Genomic DNA, 18,928 nt, shown 5'->3' with positions numbered 1-18,928 from the left:
CAGAAAATCATGAAAAGTTTATTACCATCATTATTTTTACTGTTGATGGCTTGTACATCAACTTCACAAGTTAAAAATAACCAGACAAAGTTCTATTACTCATTAGGTAAAATGGGAAATAAGGCTGATAATTATTTAAAACAGATAGGAGCTGTTGAAGCAGGTTTTTTAGATGAAGGACAGTTTATTTCCAGAACCGGAGATAAGTATTATCTGAACAAAGACTTATTAGAAAAAGAAATCAATAGGGGAGTACCCGATAAAAATGCAAAAGGGATTGTTTATATAGACCTGGAAATGCCATTTGAGGATATGAATGGTAAAGATAAAGATCTTGCTGCAAAAGGGATGAACTATTGCCTTGAAGTATTAAAATATGCAAAAAAAGCAAGACCAAATATAAAGTGGGGATTTTATGGATTTCCATTTGCAAGTGTTTGGGGAGCCAATAAAGAGTTTTTTGACGAACAAAACAAATTTTCACCCTTATTAAAAGAATGTGACGTTTTTTTTCCATCACTATATACCTTTTATAGTAATCCCGCAGCAGTTCTTGCTAATGGTAATTATTTGGAAAATAACCTAAGTGGACTTATAAAATTAGGAATTACCTATAAAAAGCCCATTTACCTTTTTATGTGGCATAGATACCATAACAGTAATGAAAAGGATGGAATGAAAGAAATCTCAGATAAGATATGGAAGGAACAGATGGAAACAGTTGCAAGTCAAAATGTAAATGGTAAATTTGTGGATGGAATTTTGTGGTGGGGGGCTGATGCCTATTTTTATGAAAGACCTGAGGCTGAAAATATGAGAAGAGAATTTAAAGGAACCCTCGATAATTTTATTTCTCATAATGATGAATCGATAATAAGGAAAGCAAAGATAATAAAAGACGTTTTACAAAGTAAAAAATGATGAATAATAGACCATATCAAATCTGTACTAAAACTATAATGGACACCACAGACCCTAATATCATTTTTAATGAAAAAGGGGAAAGTGATTATTATACTAATTTTAAAGAAAATATAGAACCCAATTGGCATACAGATAAGCAGGGATATGATGAATTGATGAAAATTGCTGATAAAATAAAAAAAACATCTAAAAATAAAGATTTTGATTGTATTATCGGTTTAAGTGGAGGATTAGACAGCTCTTATGCAGCTTATATCGCAAAAGAAATTATGGGAATCCGTCCCTTGATTTTTCACGTTGATGCTGGATGGAATACAGATAAAGCAGTAGGTAATATTGAAAAACTGATCAATGGTCTGAATCTGGATTTATACACAGAAGTAATCAATTGGGAAGAAATGAAAGACCTGCAGGTCGCATTTTTGAAGTCTCAAATCTCAGATCAGGATTTACCACAGGATTATGCTTTCTTTTCTGCATTGTATAAATTTGCAAAGAAAAATAAAATCAATTATGTGCTTACAGGAAGTAATTTTTCTACCGAATGCTGCCGAGAGCCTGAGGAATGGGGAGGTTTTCCTGGGATTGACTCTACCTTAGTAAAAGATATTCATTCTAAGTTTGGTAAAAGACCTCTTAAAACATTTCCGATAGTTGATATTCTTTCCTATAAAATCCTTTACAAATATGTATACGGGATGGAGGTATTCAAACCTCTGAATCTTGTTCCATTTGATAAAAAGGAAGCAGAATCTCTTTTGGTAGAAAAGTTTGGTTGGGAGCCTTTCCAACATAAACATCATGAATCAAGATTTACCCGTTTTTATGAAGACTATTGGTTACCAAGAAAATTTGGTTACCAAAAAAGAAAAGCACATTTTTCTTCGCTTATTCTTACCGGGCAGATGACCAGAGAAGAGGCTTTAGACAGAGTATCAAAGCCTGAACTTTCAGAAGAATTCTTACAGAAAGAGTTTGAATATGTTGCCAACAAGTTAGACCTTACAAAAGAAGAGCTACAACAGATTTTCGAAGGCGAAAATAAGACATATAAAGACTATAAAAATAAAATGGGTATTATTAAATTTGGTGCTCAGACTATGCAAAAGTTAGGTTTAGAAAAGAGATTATTCAGATGATAACAATTATTGACTACGGTGTAGGAAACATTAATGCTTTTGTAAATGTTTATAAAAGAGTAAATGTGCCAGTTAAAATTGCCAAAACAAAAGAAGATTTGGAAGGAGCACAAAAATTGATCTTACCTGGAGTAGGGCATTTTGATCATGCTATGACTCAGCTGAATAATTCGGGAATGAGAGAGAAGCTTGACGATTTAGTGCTCAACCAAAAAGTACCTGTTATTGGTATCTGTGTAGGAATGCAGATGATGGCTAACAAAAGTGATGAAGGAATCATGGAAGGTCTTAAATGGATTGATGCTACTGTTAAGAAATTTGACGAAACTAAAATTCAGCAGGTAACCAGATTACCTCATATGGGCTGGAATGATGTGAAACCTGTGAAAGATGTAGGATTATTTGAAGGATTACAAGATAATTCAATTTTTTATTTCCTTCATACTTATTATTTTGAATGTAATAATAATGAAGATATCATGGCAGTTACGGAATATGGAGGAGAATTTGCCTCTGCTGCCCATCATGAAAATAAATACGGAATACAATTTCATCCGGAAAAAAGTCACCACTATGGTGAGATTTTATTACACAATTTTGCAAAACTTTAAGAGTCTATGTTAAGACCCAGAATTATACCTTCTCTTCTGATACAAGATAACGGATTGGTAAAAACAGTCAATTTTAAGAATCCTAAATATGTAGGAGATCCTATCAATGCGGTAAGAATTTTCAATGAAAAAGAAGTTGATGAGCTTGCTATATTTGACATAGATGCCACTGTCAAAGGATTGGAACCTAACTATAGTTTGATTGAAAGAATTGCCAATCAATCCAGAATGCCTCTTTGCTACGGAGGAGGAGTAAGAACTGTAGAACAGGCCCAGAAAATTTTTGGTCTTGGAATAGAGAAAATTGCTCTCTCATCTGCTGTTCTTCAAAATCCTCAGCTAATTACTCAAATTGCAGAAAGAGTAGGGGCACAAAGTGTTATTGTTGTTTTGGATGTAAAGAAAAAAATATTTGGTGGATATGAGGTTTATACTCATAATGGTAAAAAATCCACAGGAATTAATCCTTTTAAATTTGCAGAAGAAGCTCAGAAATTAGGTGCAGGAGAAATTATTATCAATTCAATTGATCAGGATGGTGTCATGAAAGGATATGATATGGGATTAATAGATAAGGTAAGAGAGAAGATTTCATTGCCTCTTACAGTTTTAGGAGGAGCTGGCTCATTGAATGATATCAAGGAGGTAATAGATAAGCATGGGATTATTGGTGTTGCTGCAGGCAGTTTATTCGTGTTTAAAGGAATTTACAAAGCTGTATTAATCAATTACCCCTCCTTTGATGAAAAAGAAAAATTAAGACACAAATAATTTTATGATAGGAGATAATTCTTTTTAAGATTGAAGTTTATTTTTTCCGAAAAGCTTTCTTAAGAATTATAAAATATGATAAAGAAAAAAAATATTACTATGCATATAAAAGATAAAATACTTCTTATCACAGGTGGAACAGGTTCATTTGGTACAGCTGTTTTAAGAAAATTCATAAATACAGATCACTTCAAGGAGATCAGAATTTTTTCTCGTGATGAGAAAAAGCAGGATGATATGAGAAATCAGTTTAAAAATGATAAACTGAAATTTTATATAGGAGATGTAAGAGATTATAATAGTATTGAACCTGCAACGAGAGGTGTGGACTATATTTTTCATGCCGCAGCACTGAAACAAGTTCCATCATGTGAATTTTTTCCAATGCAGGCTGTAAAAACAAATGTAGAAGGAACACAAAATGTTATTGATGCAGCTGCCAGAAATAAAGTTAAAAAAGTTATCTGCTTAAGTACAGATAAAGCTGCCTATCCTATTAATGCAATGGGGATTTCCAAAGCTATGATGGAAAAAGTTGCTGTAGCCGCATCAAGAAATCTGGAAGAAACTGTAGTTTGTCTTACGAGATACGGAAATGTAATGGCTTCAAGAGGATCTGTGATTCCTTTGTTTATCAAACAAATCAAAAGCGGAGAGCCAATAACAATTACGGATCCTAATATGACCAGATTTTTGATGTCTCTTGAAGAGGCTGTAGAACTTGTATTATTTGCATTTGAACACGGAAACTCCGGAGACTTATTTGTTAACAAAGCTCCGGCAGGAACTATAGGTGATTTGGCACAAGCCTTAAAAGAAATGTTTAAGGCCGAAAATGAAATTAAAATAATAGGAACAAGACATGGTGAAAAGTTATATGAAACACTATGTACTCGTGAAGAAATGTTAAAAGCCGAAGATATGGGAGGTTTCTATAGAATTCCTGCCGATAACAGAGACTTGAACTATGCACAGTTTTTTTCTGAAGGAGTGGAGGATGTTTCGAAAATAGAAGATTATCATTCCCATAATACAGAGCAGCAGGATGTGGAAGGAATGAAAAATCTATTATTAAAATTACCTCTGATCCGAAAAGAAGTTTTAGGAGAAGATTTATTACAATATCCCGATTAAAAATATAATATCTAATGAATTTACCTGAGGTTTTCAAAGGAGGGAAATTTTCGGATGAAAGAGGAAGTCTTTTTTTTAATAATAACTTTAATGCATCTGAAATTAAAAGAGTTTACTGTATAGAAAATGCAGATCTGCAGTTTATCAGAGGATGGACAGGACATAAAACTGAACAGCGTTGGTTTTCAGCTTTATTAGGAAGTTTTATTATAAGGTTGATCAAAATTGATGACTGGTCTGCCCCATCCAAAGGATTAGATATTCTAGAATATCATTTAGACACCCACAAAATGGATGTGCTCCATGTTCCTGAAGGTTATGCAAGTGCTATTCAGGCTGGAGAAAAGGCTTCAAAATTATTAGTAATGGCAAATTATTCTTTAGGAGAAATAGATGATGATTATCGTTTTCCTATAGATTATTTCGAAAATTTATAAAATGAAAAGAATAGGAATTACGGGACAGAATGGGTTTGTAGGATCTCATTTATATAATACTTTAGGACTAAAGCCGGAAGAATTCGAAAGAATTGAATTTAAAAAAGAATTTTTCAATAGTTCCGAGCAGTTAGATCATTTTGTGGAACAATGTGATGTCATTGTACATTTAGCGGCTATGAATCGTCATTCGGACCCACAGGTTATTTTTGAAAATAATATCAATTTAGTTAAAGAATTGATTGCTTCTTTAGAGAGAACCGGATCAAAAGCTCATGTTCTGTTTTCGTCTTCCTCTCAGGAAGAAAAAGATAATCTATATGGAAGGTCCAAAAAAGAAGGGAGAGAACTTTTTTCAAATTGGGCAAAAGAAAATGGAGGAACTTTTACCGGGATGATCATTCCAAATGTTTTTGGACCTTTTGGTAAGCCTAATTATAATTCTTTTATAGCAACTTTCTGTCATAAACTTACTCATGGAGAAGTTCCGGTTATTGATAATGATGGAGAAGTCAGACTTATTTATGTAGGAGAGCTTGTTCAGGAAATTATAGATACTATACAGACAGGAGAAACTAAAGAATTGTATGAAGTTTCTTTTACTTCTGTAAATAAAGTTTCGGAAGTTCTGGAAAAACTAGAAAGCTACAAAAAACTTTATTTCGATAATGGGGAAATTCCGGAATTGAAAAGCAAATTTGATTTAGATCTGTTCAATACTTTCAGAAGTTATTTTGAACTCAAAGATCATTATCCTGTAAAGTTTACTCAGCATACAGACCCCAGAGGGGCTTTTGTGGAAGTTATTCGTTTAGGAATTGGCGGACAGTGTTCCTTCTCTACAACAGTGCCCGGAATCACTAGAGGAAACCACTTTCATACCAGAAAAATAGAAAGATTTGCGGTCATTAAAGGAAAGGCTTTGATACAGCTAAGGAAAATAGATACAGATGAAGTGCTGGATTTCTATCTGGATGGTAATGAACCTGCTTATGTAGATATGCCTATCTGGTACACCCATAACATTAAGAATATTGGAGAAGAAGAATTGTATACAATTTTTTGGATCAATGAACCTTTTAATCCCGAAGATGCGGATACTTACTTTTTAACTGTCTGAATATGATAACGGTAAATAAAAATTATATTGAGTATATTTTTATTTTTTTTCTGACTTTTGGGTATATCTTTTTCTACTCACTCGCAGTTCCTTTTAATGCCCCGAATACACTCTTTTCGGTTCCTTTTCGTGTTGTTATGTTGTTGATAAGTTTTTACATAATCTACACTAACTTTGACACGATAAAGAAAAGAAAAACAACAGTTATTTTTACTATTCTTTTTTGGGTATTTTATTTTGTGAAAGCTATTTGTAGCTTTAAAACAGATGCTTACCTGCAGAAAGTATTAAATAACGAACAACAAATTTATATAAGAATTATTTGTTTGAATTTAATACCTTATATAGCTGTTTTGAGTATTAATTTTTCAAAAGAACTTGTAACAAAGCTAAATAGCTTAATATTTAATTTTTTATTAATTATTTTAGGAATAAGCTGTTTATATACCATATTTGTCTTTCAGGCTTTTGAAAAATCGAGTGGAATATTTGCGGGATACTATATTAGCACTGGGCATTATGGTTTGTCTTTACTGATAATATCAGTCTACTGTTATTTTGTGTCACCACAAAAAATTAAATCGATTTTAGGGATACTTATTGGTGCTTTTACTATATTTAGTTCTTCCGCAAGAAGCCCCATGTTAGCAGCTTTTATTATTTTATTTATAGTATTATTATATATTAATAAATTAAAATACTGGATGGCATTAATGCTTTCAGCACTTCTTTTTATTTTAGGGATTTATATTTTGAATAAGACAAATTTTGCCGAATTTGAATTTGTTGCCAGAATGTATAATGCTATTTTTGAAGGGGATGGATCCGGAAGATTTTATTACTTAACAAAAGGTTGGGATATTTTTAAAAATAATATACCTTTTGGAGGACGTATTTTATTTGAAGATGGTATGTATCCGCATAATGTTTTTATAGAAGTTCTTATGAGTATGGGACTTGTTGGAATCATTTTGTTCTTTTCTTATTTTAAAGATATATGGAAGTTTAGGATGAAATTTATTAGTAAGAATACATACTACTTACCATTTATTTTGTTTTTTATACAATATTTTGTTCTTGTCCTGACTTCTTACAGTCTATTTGCGAACATGGAATTCTGGACTTTTTCAACAGTATTTATATCAATAATTTTATTTTGTCATGATGAAAAAATTAAAAGTAATGACTGTCGTGGGAACACGGCCGGAAATCATTAGATTATCAAGAGTATTATCAGCACTGGATGCATCCGAGGCTGTAGAACATATTATTGTCCATACAGGACAGAATTACGATTATGAACTTAACCAGATTTTCTTTGAAGATCTTGGATTAAGAAAGCCGGATTACTTTCTAGAGGCAGCGGGAAAATCGGCTACAGAGACCGTTGGGAATATTCTTATTAAGATTGATCCGGTTTTGGAACAATTGCAGCCTGATGCTTTTCTGGTTTTAGGAGATACCAATTCCTGCCTCTGTGCCATCCCAGCAAAAAAAAGACAGATTCCTATTTTCCATATGGAAGCGGGAAACAGATGTTTTGATCAGCGTGTGCCAGAAGAAACCAATCGTAAAATTGTTGATCACACTTCAGATATTAATCTGACCTATTCGGATATAGCACGTGAATATTTATTGAAAGAAGGGCTGCCTGCAGATAGAATTATTAAAACAGGATCACCAATGTTTGAGGTCTTAAATCATTATCTGCCTCAGATTACCAGTTCAGATGTTCTGCAGAGGTTAAATCTGGAAGAAGGAAAATATTTTGTCATTTCATCCCATAGAGAAGAAAATATTAATTCTGAAAAGAATTTTCTGGGATTAATGGAAAGTCTTAATGCAATTGCAGAAAAATTCGAATATCCAATTATTGTTTCTACTCATCCTAGAACAAGAAACATGATTGATAAAATGAAGATTTCTGTAAGACCTGAAATACAATTTTTAAAACCTTTGGGTTTCCATGATTATAATGCACTTCAAATGAGAAGCTATGCCGTATTATCAGATTCAGGTACTATTTCAGAGGAATCGTCAATTCTTAATTTCAGAGCCCTAAACATCAGAGAAGCTCACGAAAGACCTGAAGCTATGGAAGAAGCATCAGTAATGATGGTAGGCTTATCTCCTGAAAGAATTTTACAGGGATTGGTTCAACTTCAGCAACAGAAAATAGGGAAAGAAAGAAATTATAGACCGGTATCAGATTATTCTATGCCAAATGTTTCTGAGAAGATGGTGAGAATTATTCTTAGTTATACGGATTATGTAAACAGAGTAGTCTGGAGAAAATAGAAATAATGGCTAAAAAAGTACTCATCCACAGTATTGTTTTTGCTCCTGATGCCGTTTCTACCGCTTATCTTTATAATGACATTGCATATAATTTAAAAAAGAACGGCTTTGAAGTAGAAGTTCTTTCAACAATGCCACATTATAACAAAGTTGATCAGAGTAAAACAAAATTCAAAAAAAGATTTCTAGGACTTTATTATTCTAGTAATTATAAAGGCATCAAAGTATATCATGTACCTCAGAAGAAATATGAAAGTGTTCTTTTAAGAGGCTTTATTATGATTTACTGGCATTTGTTATCGTTTTTTTTGGGAATGAAAATTAAGAATGTTGATGTTATTATCAGTCCTTCACCACCTCTTACTATTGCATTAGTATCTATTGCACTGGCAAAACTAAAAAAGGCGAAGTTTATTTATAATGTGCAGGAAATTTATCCTGATTTTTTTGTGAATCAGGGCAAAATGAAATCTCAATTCGTTTTAAATATTCTTAAAAAACTTGAAAAATTTGTTTACAAACATTCAGATTCATTAGTAACAATAGATCAGAATTTTAAAAACACATTGATTCCAAGAATTGAAAACCCTGATAAAATTGAGATTATTGCTAATTTTGTAGATACAGAACTTTACTATCCAATAGATCGTCCGGTAGTTAATGCCCAGTTATTTCCTGCTAATGATAATTTGAAAGTAATGTATGCTGGTAATATTGGTTTTGCTCAGGATTGGAATCCACTTATAGAGGTTGCAAAAAAAACAAAAGGAATGCCTGTCAGTTATTTTGTTATTGGTGACGGTGCCTGCAAATCATGGCTTAAAACACAAATTGACGCACATCAGCTGAATAATATAAGTTTAGTTGATTATCAGGCAAGAGAAACTATATCTCACATGATTAATTATGCAGACCTGCACTTTATTTTTATGAATAAAAAACTGGAAAAAGATGGTCTTCCCTCCAAAGTCTATACAATTATGGCTTGTAAAAAACCTTTACTGGTAATCAGTAATAAGAATACACCTCTTTATGACCTGCTGGAAAATACAGGTGCTGCGTTTTTGATTGAAAATTCGTCTAATAACGTCAATGAAGAATTATTTACTGCACTGCAGGAAGCATTGAATCATAAAGATAGACTGAAGCAAATGGGGGAGAAAGGATTTGATATGGTGCAAAAAGATTATACTAAAGAAAAAGTTACTGAAAAGTATTATAAACACATAAATAATGTGATAAATAGCTAATAAAAACAACGATGAAAATAATTATTATAACTCAGGAAGACTCCTTTGTTGTTCCCAAAAATATTGAAAAGATTCTGCATTTAGAAAATGTGGAACTTTTAAAAGTAATAGATATTGATTCTAATTATAGTCTTGTTAACAAGAAATCATATTTTATTAAAGGATTTGGATTATTGCAGACTATAAAAATGGGACTGAAAGTAATTTCAGCCAAGGTTCTGAACAGTATAGATATCATTACATCTTACAAGCTTGATATTAAACCCAAAAGTCTAAAAGCTGTTTCGGAGAGATATAATATAAAATTTGAAAGAATCAAAAATCCCAATTCAGTAGAATTTTTAGAAGAAGTAAGAGCTTTGCAGCCAGATCTTATTGTATCCTACTCTGCACCTGTAGTATTTAAAGAGCCTTTATTGAAGATTCCCAAACATGGATGTATCAATTTGCATTGTTCATATTTACCTCATTATGCAGGAGTAATGCCCAGTTTTTGGACACTATATAAAAAAGAAAAAACAACGGGAGCTACAGTACATTATATGGATTCAAAAATTGATAACGGAGCAATTCTGAATCAACAAGAAATCCAGATTTCTCAGAATGAAACAATGTTTTCCCTAATTTTAAAAAGCAAAGAAATTGGTGGGAACATCATGTGTGAAACTATTCGTGATATTCAAAATTCTAATATTACAATTAAAGAGAATTTTGCAGAGAAAGGGAGCTATTTTACCTGGCCTACGGTTGACCAATTTCAAGACTTTACCAAAAACGGAGGAAAATTAATATGAATAAATATGCCGTGCTTAGTATGGATGTGGAAGATTGGTACCATCTGGACTATTTTACAAAAGATGAATGTGAGTTAAGCCAGTCTACTTTAGATGGATTAGATATTTATTTGGATATTTTGGATCAATATGATATTAAAACTACCTTTTTTATTGTGGGAGAACTTGTAGAAGTTTTAAAAGATAAGATTAAATACATAAAATCTAAAGGTCACGAAATTTGTCTGCATTCATATGCTCACAAAAGACCTCTTCAGCTTAGTCTTGATGAGTTTAGGAAAGATACAATTGACGGGATCAAGTCATTTAGAGAATTTACTGGTCTTGAAGTGGATGGATACAGAGCTCCATGTTTTAGCTTAGATAGACCACGATTAGAGATTTTAAGAGAATTAGGATTTTCATTTGATTCCAGCAAAATAAAATTTGATGCACATGACTTATATGGAAGCATTAATCTTGATGATTTTGAGGAATTCAGTCCAGCAATATATAAGAAAGAATCATTTTATGAATTTGAAGCTTCTACTGTAGAAGTATTAGGGAAGAACTTGCCGGTTTCAGGGGGAGGATATTTAAGGATCTTTCCTTGGATTGTTACGAAAATGCTTTTGAAGAAATATTTTAAAAAAAATCAGCATTATTTCTTTTATATTCACCCTTTTGAGTTTTCTAAAAATTATAATATTACTGTTCCGGAAAATACAGATTTTAAAACAAAAATCAGATTTACTCAAGGAAGGAAGAGTGTTGAAAATAAAATGCATAAACTCATTAAATTATTGAAAGAGAATAACTATAAGTTTGTTACATTTAACCAAATTATTAAAAATGAAGGCTAAACTGCTTTTGACAGGAGCAAGCGGATTTATAGGCTCACAGATATATAAAGCTCTAAAAGAAAATTTTGATGTTACTGCTATTTCTTCTACTTCTGTGGTAGAGGGTTACACAGCCCTTAACCTTTTGAATGAAAATGACTGTAAAATTTTTTTCAAAGATAAAGAGTTTGATTTTATTATTCATGCTGCTGCAATAGCGCATGGCAAAAATAAGATCAATGCAATGAATGTGGGTGAAGCAAATGTTTTGATGACAAAAAATATTTTTAACTTTCTTGATGTAAAAAATACAAATATTATTTTTTTAAGCTCAGTTTCCGTATACAGTTTTAAAAATAATAAAGAAATAATTTCGGTGAATGATCAGCCGTTACCTGTTACAGAATATGGGGAAAGTAAGCTGGTATGTGAAAATTTATTAAGCCAGAAAAAATCCAAATCACTACATATTTTACGACTAACCCCTGTTTATACAAGAAATAATTTAAAAGATTTAGGAAAAAGAATTTTTCTTCCGATATTGAATACTACATTTTTTACAAAACAAAAAAGAACTTATTCATTATGTCATGTTGATGAGGTTGTTAAAGAAGTAATAAACTCAATGAATGCTGGCCGGAATTCATTAAAGATTGTAAAGGATTCTAAAGATTATACACAGGAAGAGCTGTTGTCATTTTTTAAAATCCAAAAACCGCAAATGATTATCAATCAAAATATTGTTAAACCATTATTTTTTGCACTAAGCTTATTCCCTATTTCAAAGTCGAATGTTGTAAGGGATATGTTTACTAAGTTGTTTTATTCAGCTGTATATACTAACTAATTTTATTTTGATGAATGAATTTATTTATTTAGTGATAATAGTATTACTGTTTCTGGCTGAATTGATTTATTTCAAGATAGCCGATAAATATAATATTATAGATAAACCTAACCATAGAAGTGCCCATACGCAGATTACTTTAAGGGGTGGAGGGGTTATATTCCCTATTGCTTTTATACTTTTTTGCCTGTTCAATTTTAATGAAGTAATTCATAATTACTGGACTTTTGGATTAGGAATGCTTGCCATTTGTATCATTAGTCTTATAGATGATATTAAAACATTGTCAAATAAAATAAGACTTTCGATTCAGCTTATTTCTGTTGTTATGCTTTTATACTTTGTAAACGCATTTGCTTTGATGCCGTTTTGGGTGTGGCCAATAATGTTTATTATGATTATGGGAACTTTGAATGCCTATAATTTTATGGATGGAATCAATGGAATGACAGGGTTATATAGTTTGGTTACAGTTTGTTCTCTTATTTATATCAATAAGGATGTTGTTCAATTTACTGATAGTAACTTTATATACTATGCAGCTTTGGCGTGTATTGTATTCCTGTTTTTTAACTTTAGGAAAAAAGCAAAATGTTTTGCAGGAGATGTCGGAAGCATGGGAATTGGTTTTTGGGTAATAGGACTTATAACTCTATTGATCATGAAAACTCAGGATTATAAATATATACTGTTATTATCTATTTATGGGATGGAAGTCGTTTTGACGATCATTGAAAGAATTATATTAAAAGAAAATATTTTTGAAGCACACAGAAGACATCTGTATCAACTTTTTGCCAATGAGAAAAAAGTTTCCCATCTATTGATTAGCTTTGTATATTCCTTTTTACAACTTGTAATAAATGCTTTTTTAGTACATTCTACTCTTCCAGTATGGATAGTTGTTCTCATTGTATTTTTGCCTATCGGAGGGCTGTATCTATTATTAAAATGGAGCATTAAAAAACAATATAATCTGTAAATTTTTTTAGAAATAAATCATGAAAATTAAAGAAACCCCGCTTAAAGATTGCTATATCATAGAGCCTACAATATTTGAAGATGAGAGAGGCTACTTCTTTGAAAAATTCAACGAAAAAAAATTCGAAGAATTAACAGGAATGAACGGTCACTTTGTACAGGATAATATTTCCAAATCTTCTTTTGGCGTACTAAGAGGGCTGCATCTCCAGAAAGGCGAGCACGCACAGGCAAAACTGGTATCATGCCTGGAAGGTAGTGTATGGGATGTTGCTGTAGATCTTAGAGAGGATTCTCCTACTTTCGGAGAATGGTTCGGAATAGAGCTTACCGCAGAAAATAAACTACAGCTTTATGTGCCGAGAGGTTTTGGACACGGATTTGCAGTACTGAGTACTCACGCTGTATTTTCCTATAAATGTGACAATTTTTATAACAAAGAATCAGAAGGCAGCGTAAAGTTCAATGATCCCGATCTTGATATTGATTGGAAAGTTGATGAAAAAGATGCTATACTTTCGGAAAAAGACCAGAATGCTCCTGGATTTAAAGACAAAAACTTTTAAAATATATCACTGAAAACCACTTTTATAAGGTGGTTTTCATTTTTTAATTCTTAACTCTTCAATATTTTGTATCTTTGCAGACTCAAAATCAAAACGATGCGTACAAAATCTGTAGGGAAGAAGAAAATCAATGTAGTCACTCTTGGGTGTTCCAAGAATGTATATGATTCTGAAGTATTAATGAGCCAGCTGAAAGCTAACGGCAAAGAAGTGGTTCATGAAGACCGTGGTGACATTGTTGTAATCAATACCTGCGGATTTATTGATAATGCTAAAGAAGAATCTATCAATACCATCCTTGATTATGTGGATGCTAAAAATAGAGGTGAGGTTGAAAAAGTATTCGTTACAGGATGTTTGTCAGAAAGATATAAGCCGGATTTGATAAAAGAAATTCCGGATGTAGACCAATATTTTGGGACAAGAGACCTTCCGATGCTGCTGAAACATCTTGGAGCAGATTATAAACATGAACTGGTAGGTGAAAGGCTTACAACCACTCCAAAACATTATGCATACCTTAAAATTTCTGAAGGTTGCGACAGACCATGTTCTTTCTGTGCGATCCCATTGATGAGAGGAGGCCATATGTCTACCCCTATCGAAAAACTGGTTTTAGAAGCTCAGAAACTGGCGAAAAAAGGAACAAAAGAATTAATTCTTATTGCACAGGATCTTACTTACTATGGTCTTGATCTTTATAAAAAAAGAGCGTTAGGAGATCTTTTAAAAGAATTGGTGAAGGTAGAAGGAGTAGAGTGGATTCGTCTTCATTATGCCTTTCCTAGTGGTTTCCCGGAAGATGTTCTCGATATTATCCGTGAAGAACCTAAAGTTTGTAACTATATAGATATTCCTCTTCAGCATATCAATTCCGATTTGTTGAAATCAATGAAGAGAGGAACTACCCATGAAAAAACAGATGCTCTTTTAGGCAAATTCAGAGAAAAAGTTCCGGATATGGCAATCAGAACAACCCTTATTGTTGGATATCCTGGTGAAACAGAAGAAAGATTCCAGGAACTTAAAGACTGGGTAAGAGAGCAGAAGTTTGACAGATTAGGATGCTTTACATATTCTCATGAAGAGAATACTACGGCTTATGTATTGGAAGATGATATTCCACAGGAAGTAAAAGAGGCGAGAGTAGAAGAAATCATGGAACTACAGTCTCAGATTTCATGGGAAAAGAACCTGGGAAAAATAGGTAAGATATTCAGATGTATTTTTGACCGTAAAGAAGGGAATTATTTTGTAGGAAGAACGGAGTATGATTCACCAGATGTGGACAATACCGTTTTGGTTTCTGCTGAAGATACCTATATCTCCATAGGTGAATTTGCAGAGGTGAAAATTACTTCAGCAGAAGAGTTTGACTTATACGGAGAATTAGTCTAGCTAAATACTTACTAATCAATTAAAAATAAGATTTATAAATTAAATTATTAATAAAAATTAACGTAGAATTTTCTCGGGAGTCTATTTTTATTTTATTGATAATCAATTTGTTAATATTTTGCATAATTAAGATTTTTTAATTTTCTATTATAAAGTATATAAATTTGAAAATTATATCTTAAATTTGCGCAAGAAGCAATGTTTTTAAATTATATGCTTTCAATGAGTTAATCATTAATAATGAAGCTAGATTCAATTAAATGTATTAGTTTCAATATGAGATTCACAAGTTGGGATGTATTTTCCTCTTTTTGAAAATATTGATGAAAAAAATGTAATTAAAAATCTTTAAAAACTTATGAAAAAATTTTTATTAACAGCAATTATGCTTGTTGGCCTTTCGGCCCTTTCTAAGGCTCAGCAGGGGCGAGTGGGGATTAACACAACCACACCTGCCGCGACGCTAGACGTAGTAGCTAATACTACGGACAACGCTAGACCTGATGCCTTATTAGTCCCTCGTATGACAAGAGCTCAATTATTAGCTAAAGATGCGGCTTATACTGCAGCTCAGAATGGAGCGCTTGCTTTCGTTACGACGATTGACGGTACAGCAACTCCTAAAACAACAAACGTTACAGCAGTAGGGTTCTACTACTATGATGGCCAGACTACCAATACTTGGATTACTGTAGGTGGTGGCGGTGGTGCTGTAGCAGCTCCTTCTGTAAGAATCTCTACAACTGGATCAGATTTATCTGCTGCGGATTTAAATGGTTATGTATTTATTGATACAGCGGGTTCAGTAAACTTGGCAACTATTCCTGTAAGTGCTGCTACTAAAGGTAAAACAGTTACTATCGTAAGGATAGGAACTGCCACTGTTAGTATAACCGGAATGAATGCAAGTTCTGTTAACTCTATTACTGTTCAAGGTAGAGGTATTGCTTTTGTTTATGATGGTACTGCATGGCAGTCTTACTCTGTAAACTAATCTTAATTTTACACACATTTAGTTATGAATAAAAAAGTTTTATTAGCTTTTGCCTCTGTAGTGGCAATGCTTCAATATACGAATGCGCAGGTTAGAACAAATGGTTTTGCCAGCGGAAATATACAAGGACAAGGTGCTTTCCTTGATGCATCAGGAAGTACTGGAGGTTTTACAGATAGTGCTAGTGATGGGAAAGGACTTGTTTTTCCAAGAACAAACCTGACAGCCTTCACATTTGCAACTCCTGTTACAGATGAAGATAACTTCCCAACAGCTTATGATGGTATGATTGTTTATAATAGCGGAACTGGAACAACAGTTTCTGGTATTGCTACAAGCGTTACTCCGGGATATTATTATTTCTCTAATCCAACTGGTGGAACAGCAAATGGTTTTGCAACTTCTACTGGTAGATGGGTTTCACTTTCAACTTCACCTAAAGTAACTGTCGGAACAGCAGAAACAACAACAAATACATTAATTAATATCAGCCCGGGAGTTGATAAGCAGCTTTATGCTATCAAAGGAACTTTCACTGCAAGTGGTACTTCTACGGCAGTTAATATCCCAGCTCCTACAGGAATGACTACTATGTATGGTATTACAATCTATAAAGCAGGTACAAACACTGTTTATGATAGAAGTTTATATTCTTTTAATCCAGTTGCAACTCCAGGAAATGCTATTACAGGATCTCCTAGTATGTCTGTAGTGTATCCTAACGGTACATATGATTATGTATTAGAATATTTAAAATAAGACATTTATTTAATTACATATAAAACCAATGAGAAATCATTGGTTTTTTCTTTTTAAGAGATTTACGTTCATTTCTTTTTTCGGGTAACAGATCGTCACTTATTCATTTTTTTGAATGGCTTAAAGCTGGTATTTGTTGAATAACGGAACAGTCTATAAATTTTAACAAAATAAATAGGTGTTAAAAAATAGTTCAGACATCTTGTTTTATAAAAGCAGATGTCTTCTGTCAGAAAGTTTTTCAGGAATCATGTTCTTAAGACTTTAATTTTTTTAAGATTGATTTTTGGATTTTGATTTAACTTTATGAATTTTGTAATCTATTGATTATCAAAGGTATTTAGAATACGAAAATTTAAATTATGCATACATTAGTTAATTATGTTAACTTTTTAGATTTTTTTTTAACACTTTTTAACACTGTAACTTAAAAGCCCTATCCATAGGCGGTTACAACGATGTTTGACATTTGTTTAATCTTTTGTTAACTGTTTTTAACATATCGAATAGTGTTTTCTAAAGATTCCTGATACTTTTGTCCCGTCAAAACCAATAAAAGTTCAAGATGATGAAAAGATTCATTCTCGTAATCATAATGATGATTTCAACCTTAGGTGTTTATTCTTTTACGAGTAATGCCTTAGATGCGAAAAAAACAAGTTATGCATCGTACTACCACGATAAATTTAACGGTAGAAAAACTGCTAGCGGAGAAGTCTTTGATAACTCAAAGTTTACTGCAGCAAACAGAACGCTTCCATTTGGAACAAACGTTAAGGTGACTAACCTTAAGAATGGTAAAGAGGTAATAGTGAGAATTAATGATAGAGGGCCTTACCATTCATCAAGATCTTTAGACATGTCTAAAGCTGCGTTCGATGAGATTGGAGATATCAGTCATGGTACAATTCCGGTCGAATATGAAATTGTCGATTAGTTTTATGATTTAAATTAAAAAAAAGCCAGCTGAATCAGCTGGCTTTTTGTATGCATCTAGATCTTGTTGATTATACATCCAATTCCAATAAAGCAGGACAATGGTCAGAATGTACAGCTTCCTTTAAAATAACAGCCCTGGAGAGCTTATCCTTTAAACTGTAAGAGGTGAAGTTATAATCAAGCCTCCAGCCTTTATTTCTTTCTCTGGAATTTTGCCTGTAGCTCCACCATGTATAATTGTCCGGATCATTATTAAAAAATCTGAAACTGTCTATCAGTTCACATTCATTCATGAAATTGGTCATCCATTCTCTTTCCATAGGAAGGAACCCTGAAACATTCTTTAAACCAATTGGATTGTGAATATCAATCGCTTCATGACAGATATTAAAATCACCGGATATAATCAGATTGGGAATTTCTTTCTTTAAATTTTTGATATACTCCAGAAAGTCATGACAGAACTGCATTTTGAAATCCAGTCTCTCAATATTGGAAGCAGAAGGAACGTACACGGAAATCGCGGAATATCCGTCAAAATCTGCACGGATGATTCTCCCTTCATTATCATAGCTTTCAATGCCGCAGCCATACTCCACATGATTGGGTTTGATTTTTGAGGCAATTCCGACCCCGCTGTAGCCTTTTCTTACCGCTGAATGCCAATAACTGTGATAACCTAATTTTTCAAGGCTTTCGATGTCTATCTGATCGTTTCCGGCTTTACTCTCCTGAATACAGATGATATCCGGATCAGCAGTCTTTAGCCAGCCCAGAAAATCTTTTGTAAAAGCAGCTCTGATTCCATTGACGTTGTATGTGATTAATCTCATTAGTCTTCTATAAAAAGTTTAAAATTTTCATTGTATTTCGAAGGGATAAATTCTGTAAAATCATAGTCTGCTACCTGATGAATATAAAAAGGATCTTTAGAGATAATCTGTTCAATTTCATTTTTAGACTCTGCATTGGCTATGATGACACCTCCCGTTCTGGGTTCTTTTCTTCCTGAAGCGATAAACTTCCCGGATTCATAATATTTATCAAGGAAAATGTTGTGCTGGGGAATAAGCCGTTCTATATTTTCAATAGAAGTCTTATAGGTAAGCGAAATAATAAACATGATTTATTTTTTACGAAGATAT

Annotated in this window: 21 protein-coding genes; 19 read left to right on the top strand and 2 right to left on the bottom strand. The window is 32.7% G+C overall.

The genetic code is table 11. The features are described from left to right. Window positions 1-9 precede the first annotated feature (9 nt). From AC57AW_RS20765 to AC57AW_RS20675, 19 genes are all read left to right on the top strand, one after another. Window positions 10-921, top strand: a complete 912-nt coding sequence (locus AC57AW_RS20765) for a hypothetical protein (RefSeq protein WP_496353405.1) — start codon at window positions 10-12, stop codon at window positions 919-921. Next, window positions 918-2,063 carry an N-acetyl sugar amidotransferase gene (locus AC57AW_RS20760; RefSeq protein WP_496353404.1) on the top strand — a complete coding sequence of 382 codons (1,146 nt, stop codon included), beginning with the start codon at window positions 918-920 and terminating at the stop codon, window positions 2,061-2,063. Before AC57AW_RS20765 ends, AC57AW_RS20760 begins: the two co-directional genes overlap by 4 nt. Next, window positions 2,060-2,674 carry an imidazole glycerol phosphate synthase subunit HisH gene (gene hisH, locus AC57AW_RS20755; protein WP_496353403.1) on the top strand — a complete coding sequence of 205 codons (615 nt, stop codon included), beginning with the start codon at window positions 2,060-2,062 and terminating at the stop codon, window positions 2,672-2,674. Before AC57AW_RS20760 ends, hisH begins: the two co-directional genes overlap by 4 nt. A gap of 6 nt (window positions 2,675-2,680) precedes the next feature. Next, window positions 2,681-3,445 (top strand): AglZ/HisF2 family acetamidino modification protein, encoded by a 765-nt coding sequence (locus tag AC57AW_RS20750; protein ID WP_496353402.1) that lies wholly within the window; start codon window positions 2,681-2,683, stop codon window positions 3,443-3,445. 99 nt (window positions 3,446-3,544) lie between these two features. After that, entirely contained in the window at window positions 3,545-4,579 is a 1,035-nt protein-coding gene (locus AC57AW_RS20745) for a polysaccharide biosynthesis protein (protein ID WP_496353898.1), read from the top strand. Window positions 4,580-4,593: 14 nt separating this feature from the next. After that, window positions 4,594-5,016 (top strand): WxcM-like domain-containing protein, encoded by a 423-nt coding sequence (locus AC57AW_RS20740; RefSeq protein ID WP_496353401.1) that lies wholly within the window; start codon window positions 4,594-4,596, stop codon window positions 5,014-5,016. A 1-nt stretch (window position 5,017) separates the two neighbouring features. Then, a complete protein-coding gene (locus AC57AW_RS20735; protein ID WP_496353400.1) occupies window positions 5,018-6,136 on the top strand; it encodes a polysaccharide biosynthesis C-terminal domain-containing protein in 1,119 nt (372 codons plus the stop codon). Between the two features lie 2 nt (window positions 6,137-6,138). Continuing rightward, window positions 6,139-7,353 carry an O-antigen ligase family protein gene (locus AC57AW_RS20730; RefSeq protein ID WP_496353399.1) on the top strand — a complete coding sequence of 405 codons (1,215 nt, stop codon included), beginning with the start codon at window positions 6,139-6,141 and terminating at the stop codon, window positions 7,351-7,353. After that, complete coding sequence (gene wecB / locus AC57AW_RS20725; RefSeq protein ID WP_496353897.1) at window positions 7,301-8,434, top strand: non-hydrolyzing UDP-N-acetylglucosamine 2-epimerase; 1,134 nt, start codon at window positions 7,301-7,303, stop codon at window positions 8,432-8,434. Before AC57AW_RS20730 ends, wecB begins: the two co-directional genes overlap by 53 nt. Window positions 8,435-8,439: 5 nt before the next feature. Beyond that, window positions 8,440-9,684, top strand: a complete 1,245-nt coding sequence (locus AC57AW_RS20720; RefSeq protein WP_496353398.1) for a glycosyltransferase family 4 protein — start codon at window positions 8,440-8,442, stop codon at window positions 9,682-9,684. A gap of 11 nt (window positions 9,685-9,695) precedes the next feature. After that, window positions 9,696-10,478 carry a methionyl-tRNA formyltransferase gene (locus tag AC57AW_RS20715; RefSeq protein WP_496353397.1) on the top strand — a complete coding sequence of 261 codons (783 nt, stop codon included), beginning with the start codon at window positions 9,696-9,698 and terminating at the stop codon, window positions 10,476-10,478. Further along, window positions 10,475-11,320 (top strand): polysaccharide deacetylase family protein, encoded by an 846-nt coding sequence (locus tag AC57AW_RS20710; RefSeq protein WP_496353396.1) that lies wholly within the window; start codon window positions 10,475-10,477, stop codon window positions 11,318-11,320. The genes AC57AW_RS20715 and AC57AW_RS20710 overlap by 4 nt, the downstream gene beginning before the upstream one ends. Next, window positions 11,310-12,146 carry an NAD-dependent epimerase/dehydratase family protein gene (locus tag AC57AW_RS20705; RefSeq protein WP_496353395.1) on the top strand — a complete coding sequence of 279 codons (837 nt, stop codon included), beginning with the start codon at window positions 11,310-11,312 and terminating at the stop codon, window positions 12,144-12,146. Before AC57AW_RS20710 ends, AC57AW_RS20705 begins: the two co-directional genes overlap by 11 nt. 10 nt (window positions 12,147-12,156) lie before the next feature. Next, window positions 12,157-13,128 (top strand): MraY family glycosyltransferase, encoded by a 972-nt coding sequence (locus AC57AW_RS20700; protein WP_496353394.1) that lies wholly within the window; start codon window positions 12,157-12,159, stop codon window positions 13,126-13,128. Between the two features lie 19 nt (window positions 13,129-13,147). Beyond that, the gene (gene rfbC / locus AC57AW_RS20695; protein WP_318846808.1) at window positions 13,148-13,693 is read left to right on the top strand and encodes a dTDP-4-dehydrorhamnose 3,5-epimerase; all 546 of its coding nucleotides are present in this window, start codon (window positions 13,148-13,150) and stop codon (window positions 13,691-13,693) included. Between the two features lie 96 nt (window positions 13,694-13,789). Next, on the top strand, window positions 13,790-15,091 hold the full coding sequence (gene rimO / locus AC57AW_RS20690; protein WP_496353393.1) for a 30S ribosomal protein S12 methylthiotransferase RimO: 1,302 nt from the start codon (window positions 13,790-13,792) through the stop codon (window positions 15,089-15,091). 385 nt (window positions 15,092-15,476) lie between these two features. Further along, on the top strand, window positions 15,477-16,085 hold the full coding sequence (locus tag AC57AW_RS20685; protein WP_496353392.1) for a phage tail-like protein: 609 nt from the start codon (window positions 15,477-15,479) through the stop codon (window positions 16,083-16,085). A gap of 24 nt (window positions 16,086-16,109) precedes the next feature. Continuing rightward, the gene (locus tag AC57AW_RS20680; RefSeq protein ID WP_318846811.1) at window positions 16,110-16,844 is read left to right on the top strand and encodes a hypothetical protein; all 735 of its coding nucleotides are present in this window, start codon (window positions 16,110-16,112) and stop codon (window positions 16,842-16,844) included. 565 nt (window positions 16,845-17,409) lie between these two features. Further along, entirely contained in the window at window positions 17,410-17,781 is a 372-nt protein-coding gene (locus tag AC57AW_RS20675) for a septal ring lytic transglycosylase RlpA family protein (RefSeq protein ID WP_318846812.1), read from the top strand. Between the two features lie 70 nt (window positions 17,782-17,851). Here AC57AW_RS20675 and AC57AW_RS20670 read toward each other — a convergent pair whose 3' ends face one another. Both AC57AW_RS20670 and AC57AW_RS20665 read right to left on the bottom strand, forming a co-directional pair. Next, window positions 17,852-18,616, bottom strand: coding sequence for an exodeoxyribonuclease III (locus tag AC57AW_RS20670; RefSeq protein WP_496353391.1), 765 nt, complete (start codon window positions 18,614-18,616; stop codon window positions 17,852-17,854). Beyond that, on the bottom strand, window positions 18,616-18,906 hold the full coding sequence (locus AC57AW_RS20665) for a YciI family protein (RefSeq protein WP_496353390.1): 291 nt from the start codon (window positions 18,904-18,906) through the stop codon (window positions 18,616-18,618). Before AC57AW_RS20665 ends, AC57AW_RS20670 begins: the two co-directional genes overlap by 1 nt. Between the last annotated feature and the right edge of the window lie 22 nt (window positions 18,907-18,928).

The organism is Chryseobacterium sp. BGA-UO-ETr-SB22, assembly GCF_059567885.1.
This window is presented reverse-complemented; position numbering and strand designations above follow the sequence as displayed.

Bases quoted from the DNA above. Each gene is read 5' to 3' on its own strand.
- AC57AW_RS20765 (WP_496353405.1), top strand. From the start codon at position 10: ATGAAAAGTTTATTACCATCATTATTTTTACTGTTGATGGCTTGTACA.
- AC57AW_RS20760 (WP_496353404.1), top strand. From the start codon at position 918: ATGATGAATAATAGACCATATCAAATCTGTACTAAAACTATAATGGAC.
- hisH (WP_496353403.1), top strand. From the start codon at position 2,060: ATGATAACAATTATTGACTACGGTGTAGGAAACATTAATGCTTTTGTA.
- AC57AW_RS20750 (WP_496353402.1), top strand. From the start codon at position 2,681: ATGTTAAGACCCAGAATTATACCTTCTCTTCTGATACAAGATAACGGA.
- AC57AW_RS20745 (WP_496353898.1), top strand. From the start codon at position 3,545: ATGCATATAAAAGATAAAATACTTCTTATCACAGGTGGAACAGGTTCA.
- AC57AW_RS20740 (WP_496353401.1), top strand. From the start codon at position 4,594: ATGAATTTACCTGAGGTTTTCAAAGGAGGGAAATTTTCGGATGAAAGA.
- AC57AW_RS20735 (WP_496353400.1), top strand. From the start codon at position 5,018: ATGAAAAGAATAGGAATTACGGGACAGAATGGGTTTGTAGGATCTCAT.
- AC57AW_RS20730 (WP_496353399.1), top strand. From the start codon at position 6,139: ATGATAACGGTAAATAAAAATTATATTGAGTATATTTTTATTTTTTTT.
- wecB (WP_496353897.1), top strand. From the start codon at position 7,301: ATGAAAAAATTAAAAGTAATGACTGTCGTGGGAACACGGCCGGAAATC.
- AC57AW_RS20720 (WP_496353398.1), top strand. From the start codon at position 8,440: ATGGCTAAAAAAGTACTCATCCACAGTATTGTTTTTGCTCCTGATGCC.
- AC57AW_RS20715 (WP_496353397.1), top strand. From the start codon at position 9,696: ATGAAAATAATTATTATAACTCAGGAAGACTCCTTTGTTGTTCCCAAA.
- AC57AW_RS20710 (WP_496353396.1), top strand. From the start codon at position 10,475: ATGAATAAATATGCCGTGCTTAGTATGGATGTGGAAGATTGGTACCAT.
- AC57AW_RS20705 (WP_496353395.1), top strand. From the start codon at position 11,310: ATGAAGGCTAAACTGCTTTTGACAGGAGCAAGCGGATTTATAGGCTCA.
- AC57AW_RS20700 (WP_496353394.1), top strand. From the start codon at position 12,157: ATGAATGAATTTATTTATTTAGTGATAATAGTATTACTGTTTCTGGCT.
- rfbC (WP_318846808.1), top strand. From the start codon at position 13,148: ATGAAAATTAAAGAAACCCCGCTTAAAGATTGCTATATCATAGAGCCT.
- rimO (WP_496353393.1), top strand. From the start codon at position 13,790: ATGCGTACAAAATCTGTAGGGAAGAAGAAAATCAATGTAGTCACTCTT.
- AC57AW_RS20685 (WP_496353392.1), top strand. From the start codon at position 15,477: ATGCTTGTTGGCCTTTCGGCCCTTTCTAAGGCTCAGCAGGGGCGAGTG.
- AC57AW_RS20680 (WP_318846811.1), top strand. From the start codon at position 16,110: ATGAATAAAAAAGTTTTATTAGCTTTTGCCTCTGTAGTGGCAATGCTT.
- AC57AW_RS20675 (WP_318846812.1), top strand. From the start codon at position 17,410: ATGATGAAAAGATTCATTCTCGTAATCATAATGATGATTTCAACCTTA.
- AC57AW_RS20670 (WP_496353391.1), bottom strand. From the start codon at position 18,616: ATGAGATTAATCACATACAACGTCAATGGAATCAGAGCTGCTTTTACA.
- AC57AW_RS20665 (WP_496353390.1), bottom strand. From the start codon at position 18,906: ATGTTTATTATTTCGCTTACCTATAAGACTTCTATTGAAAATATAGAA.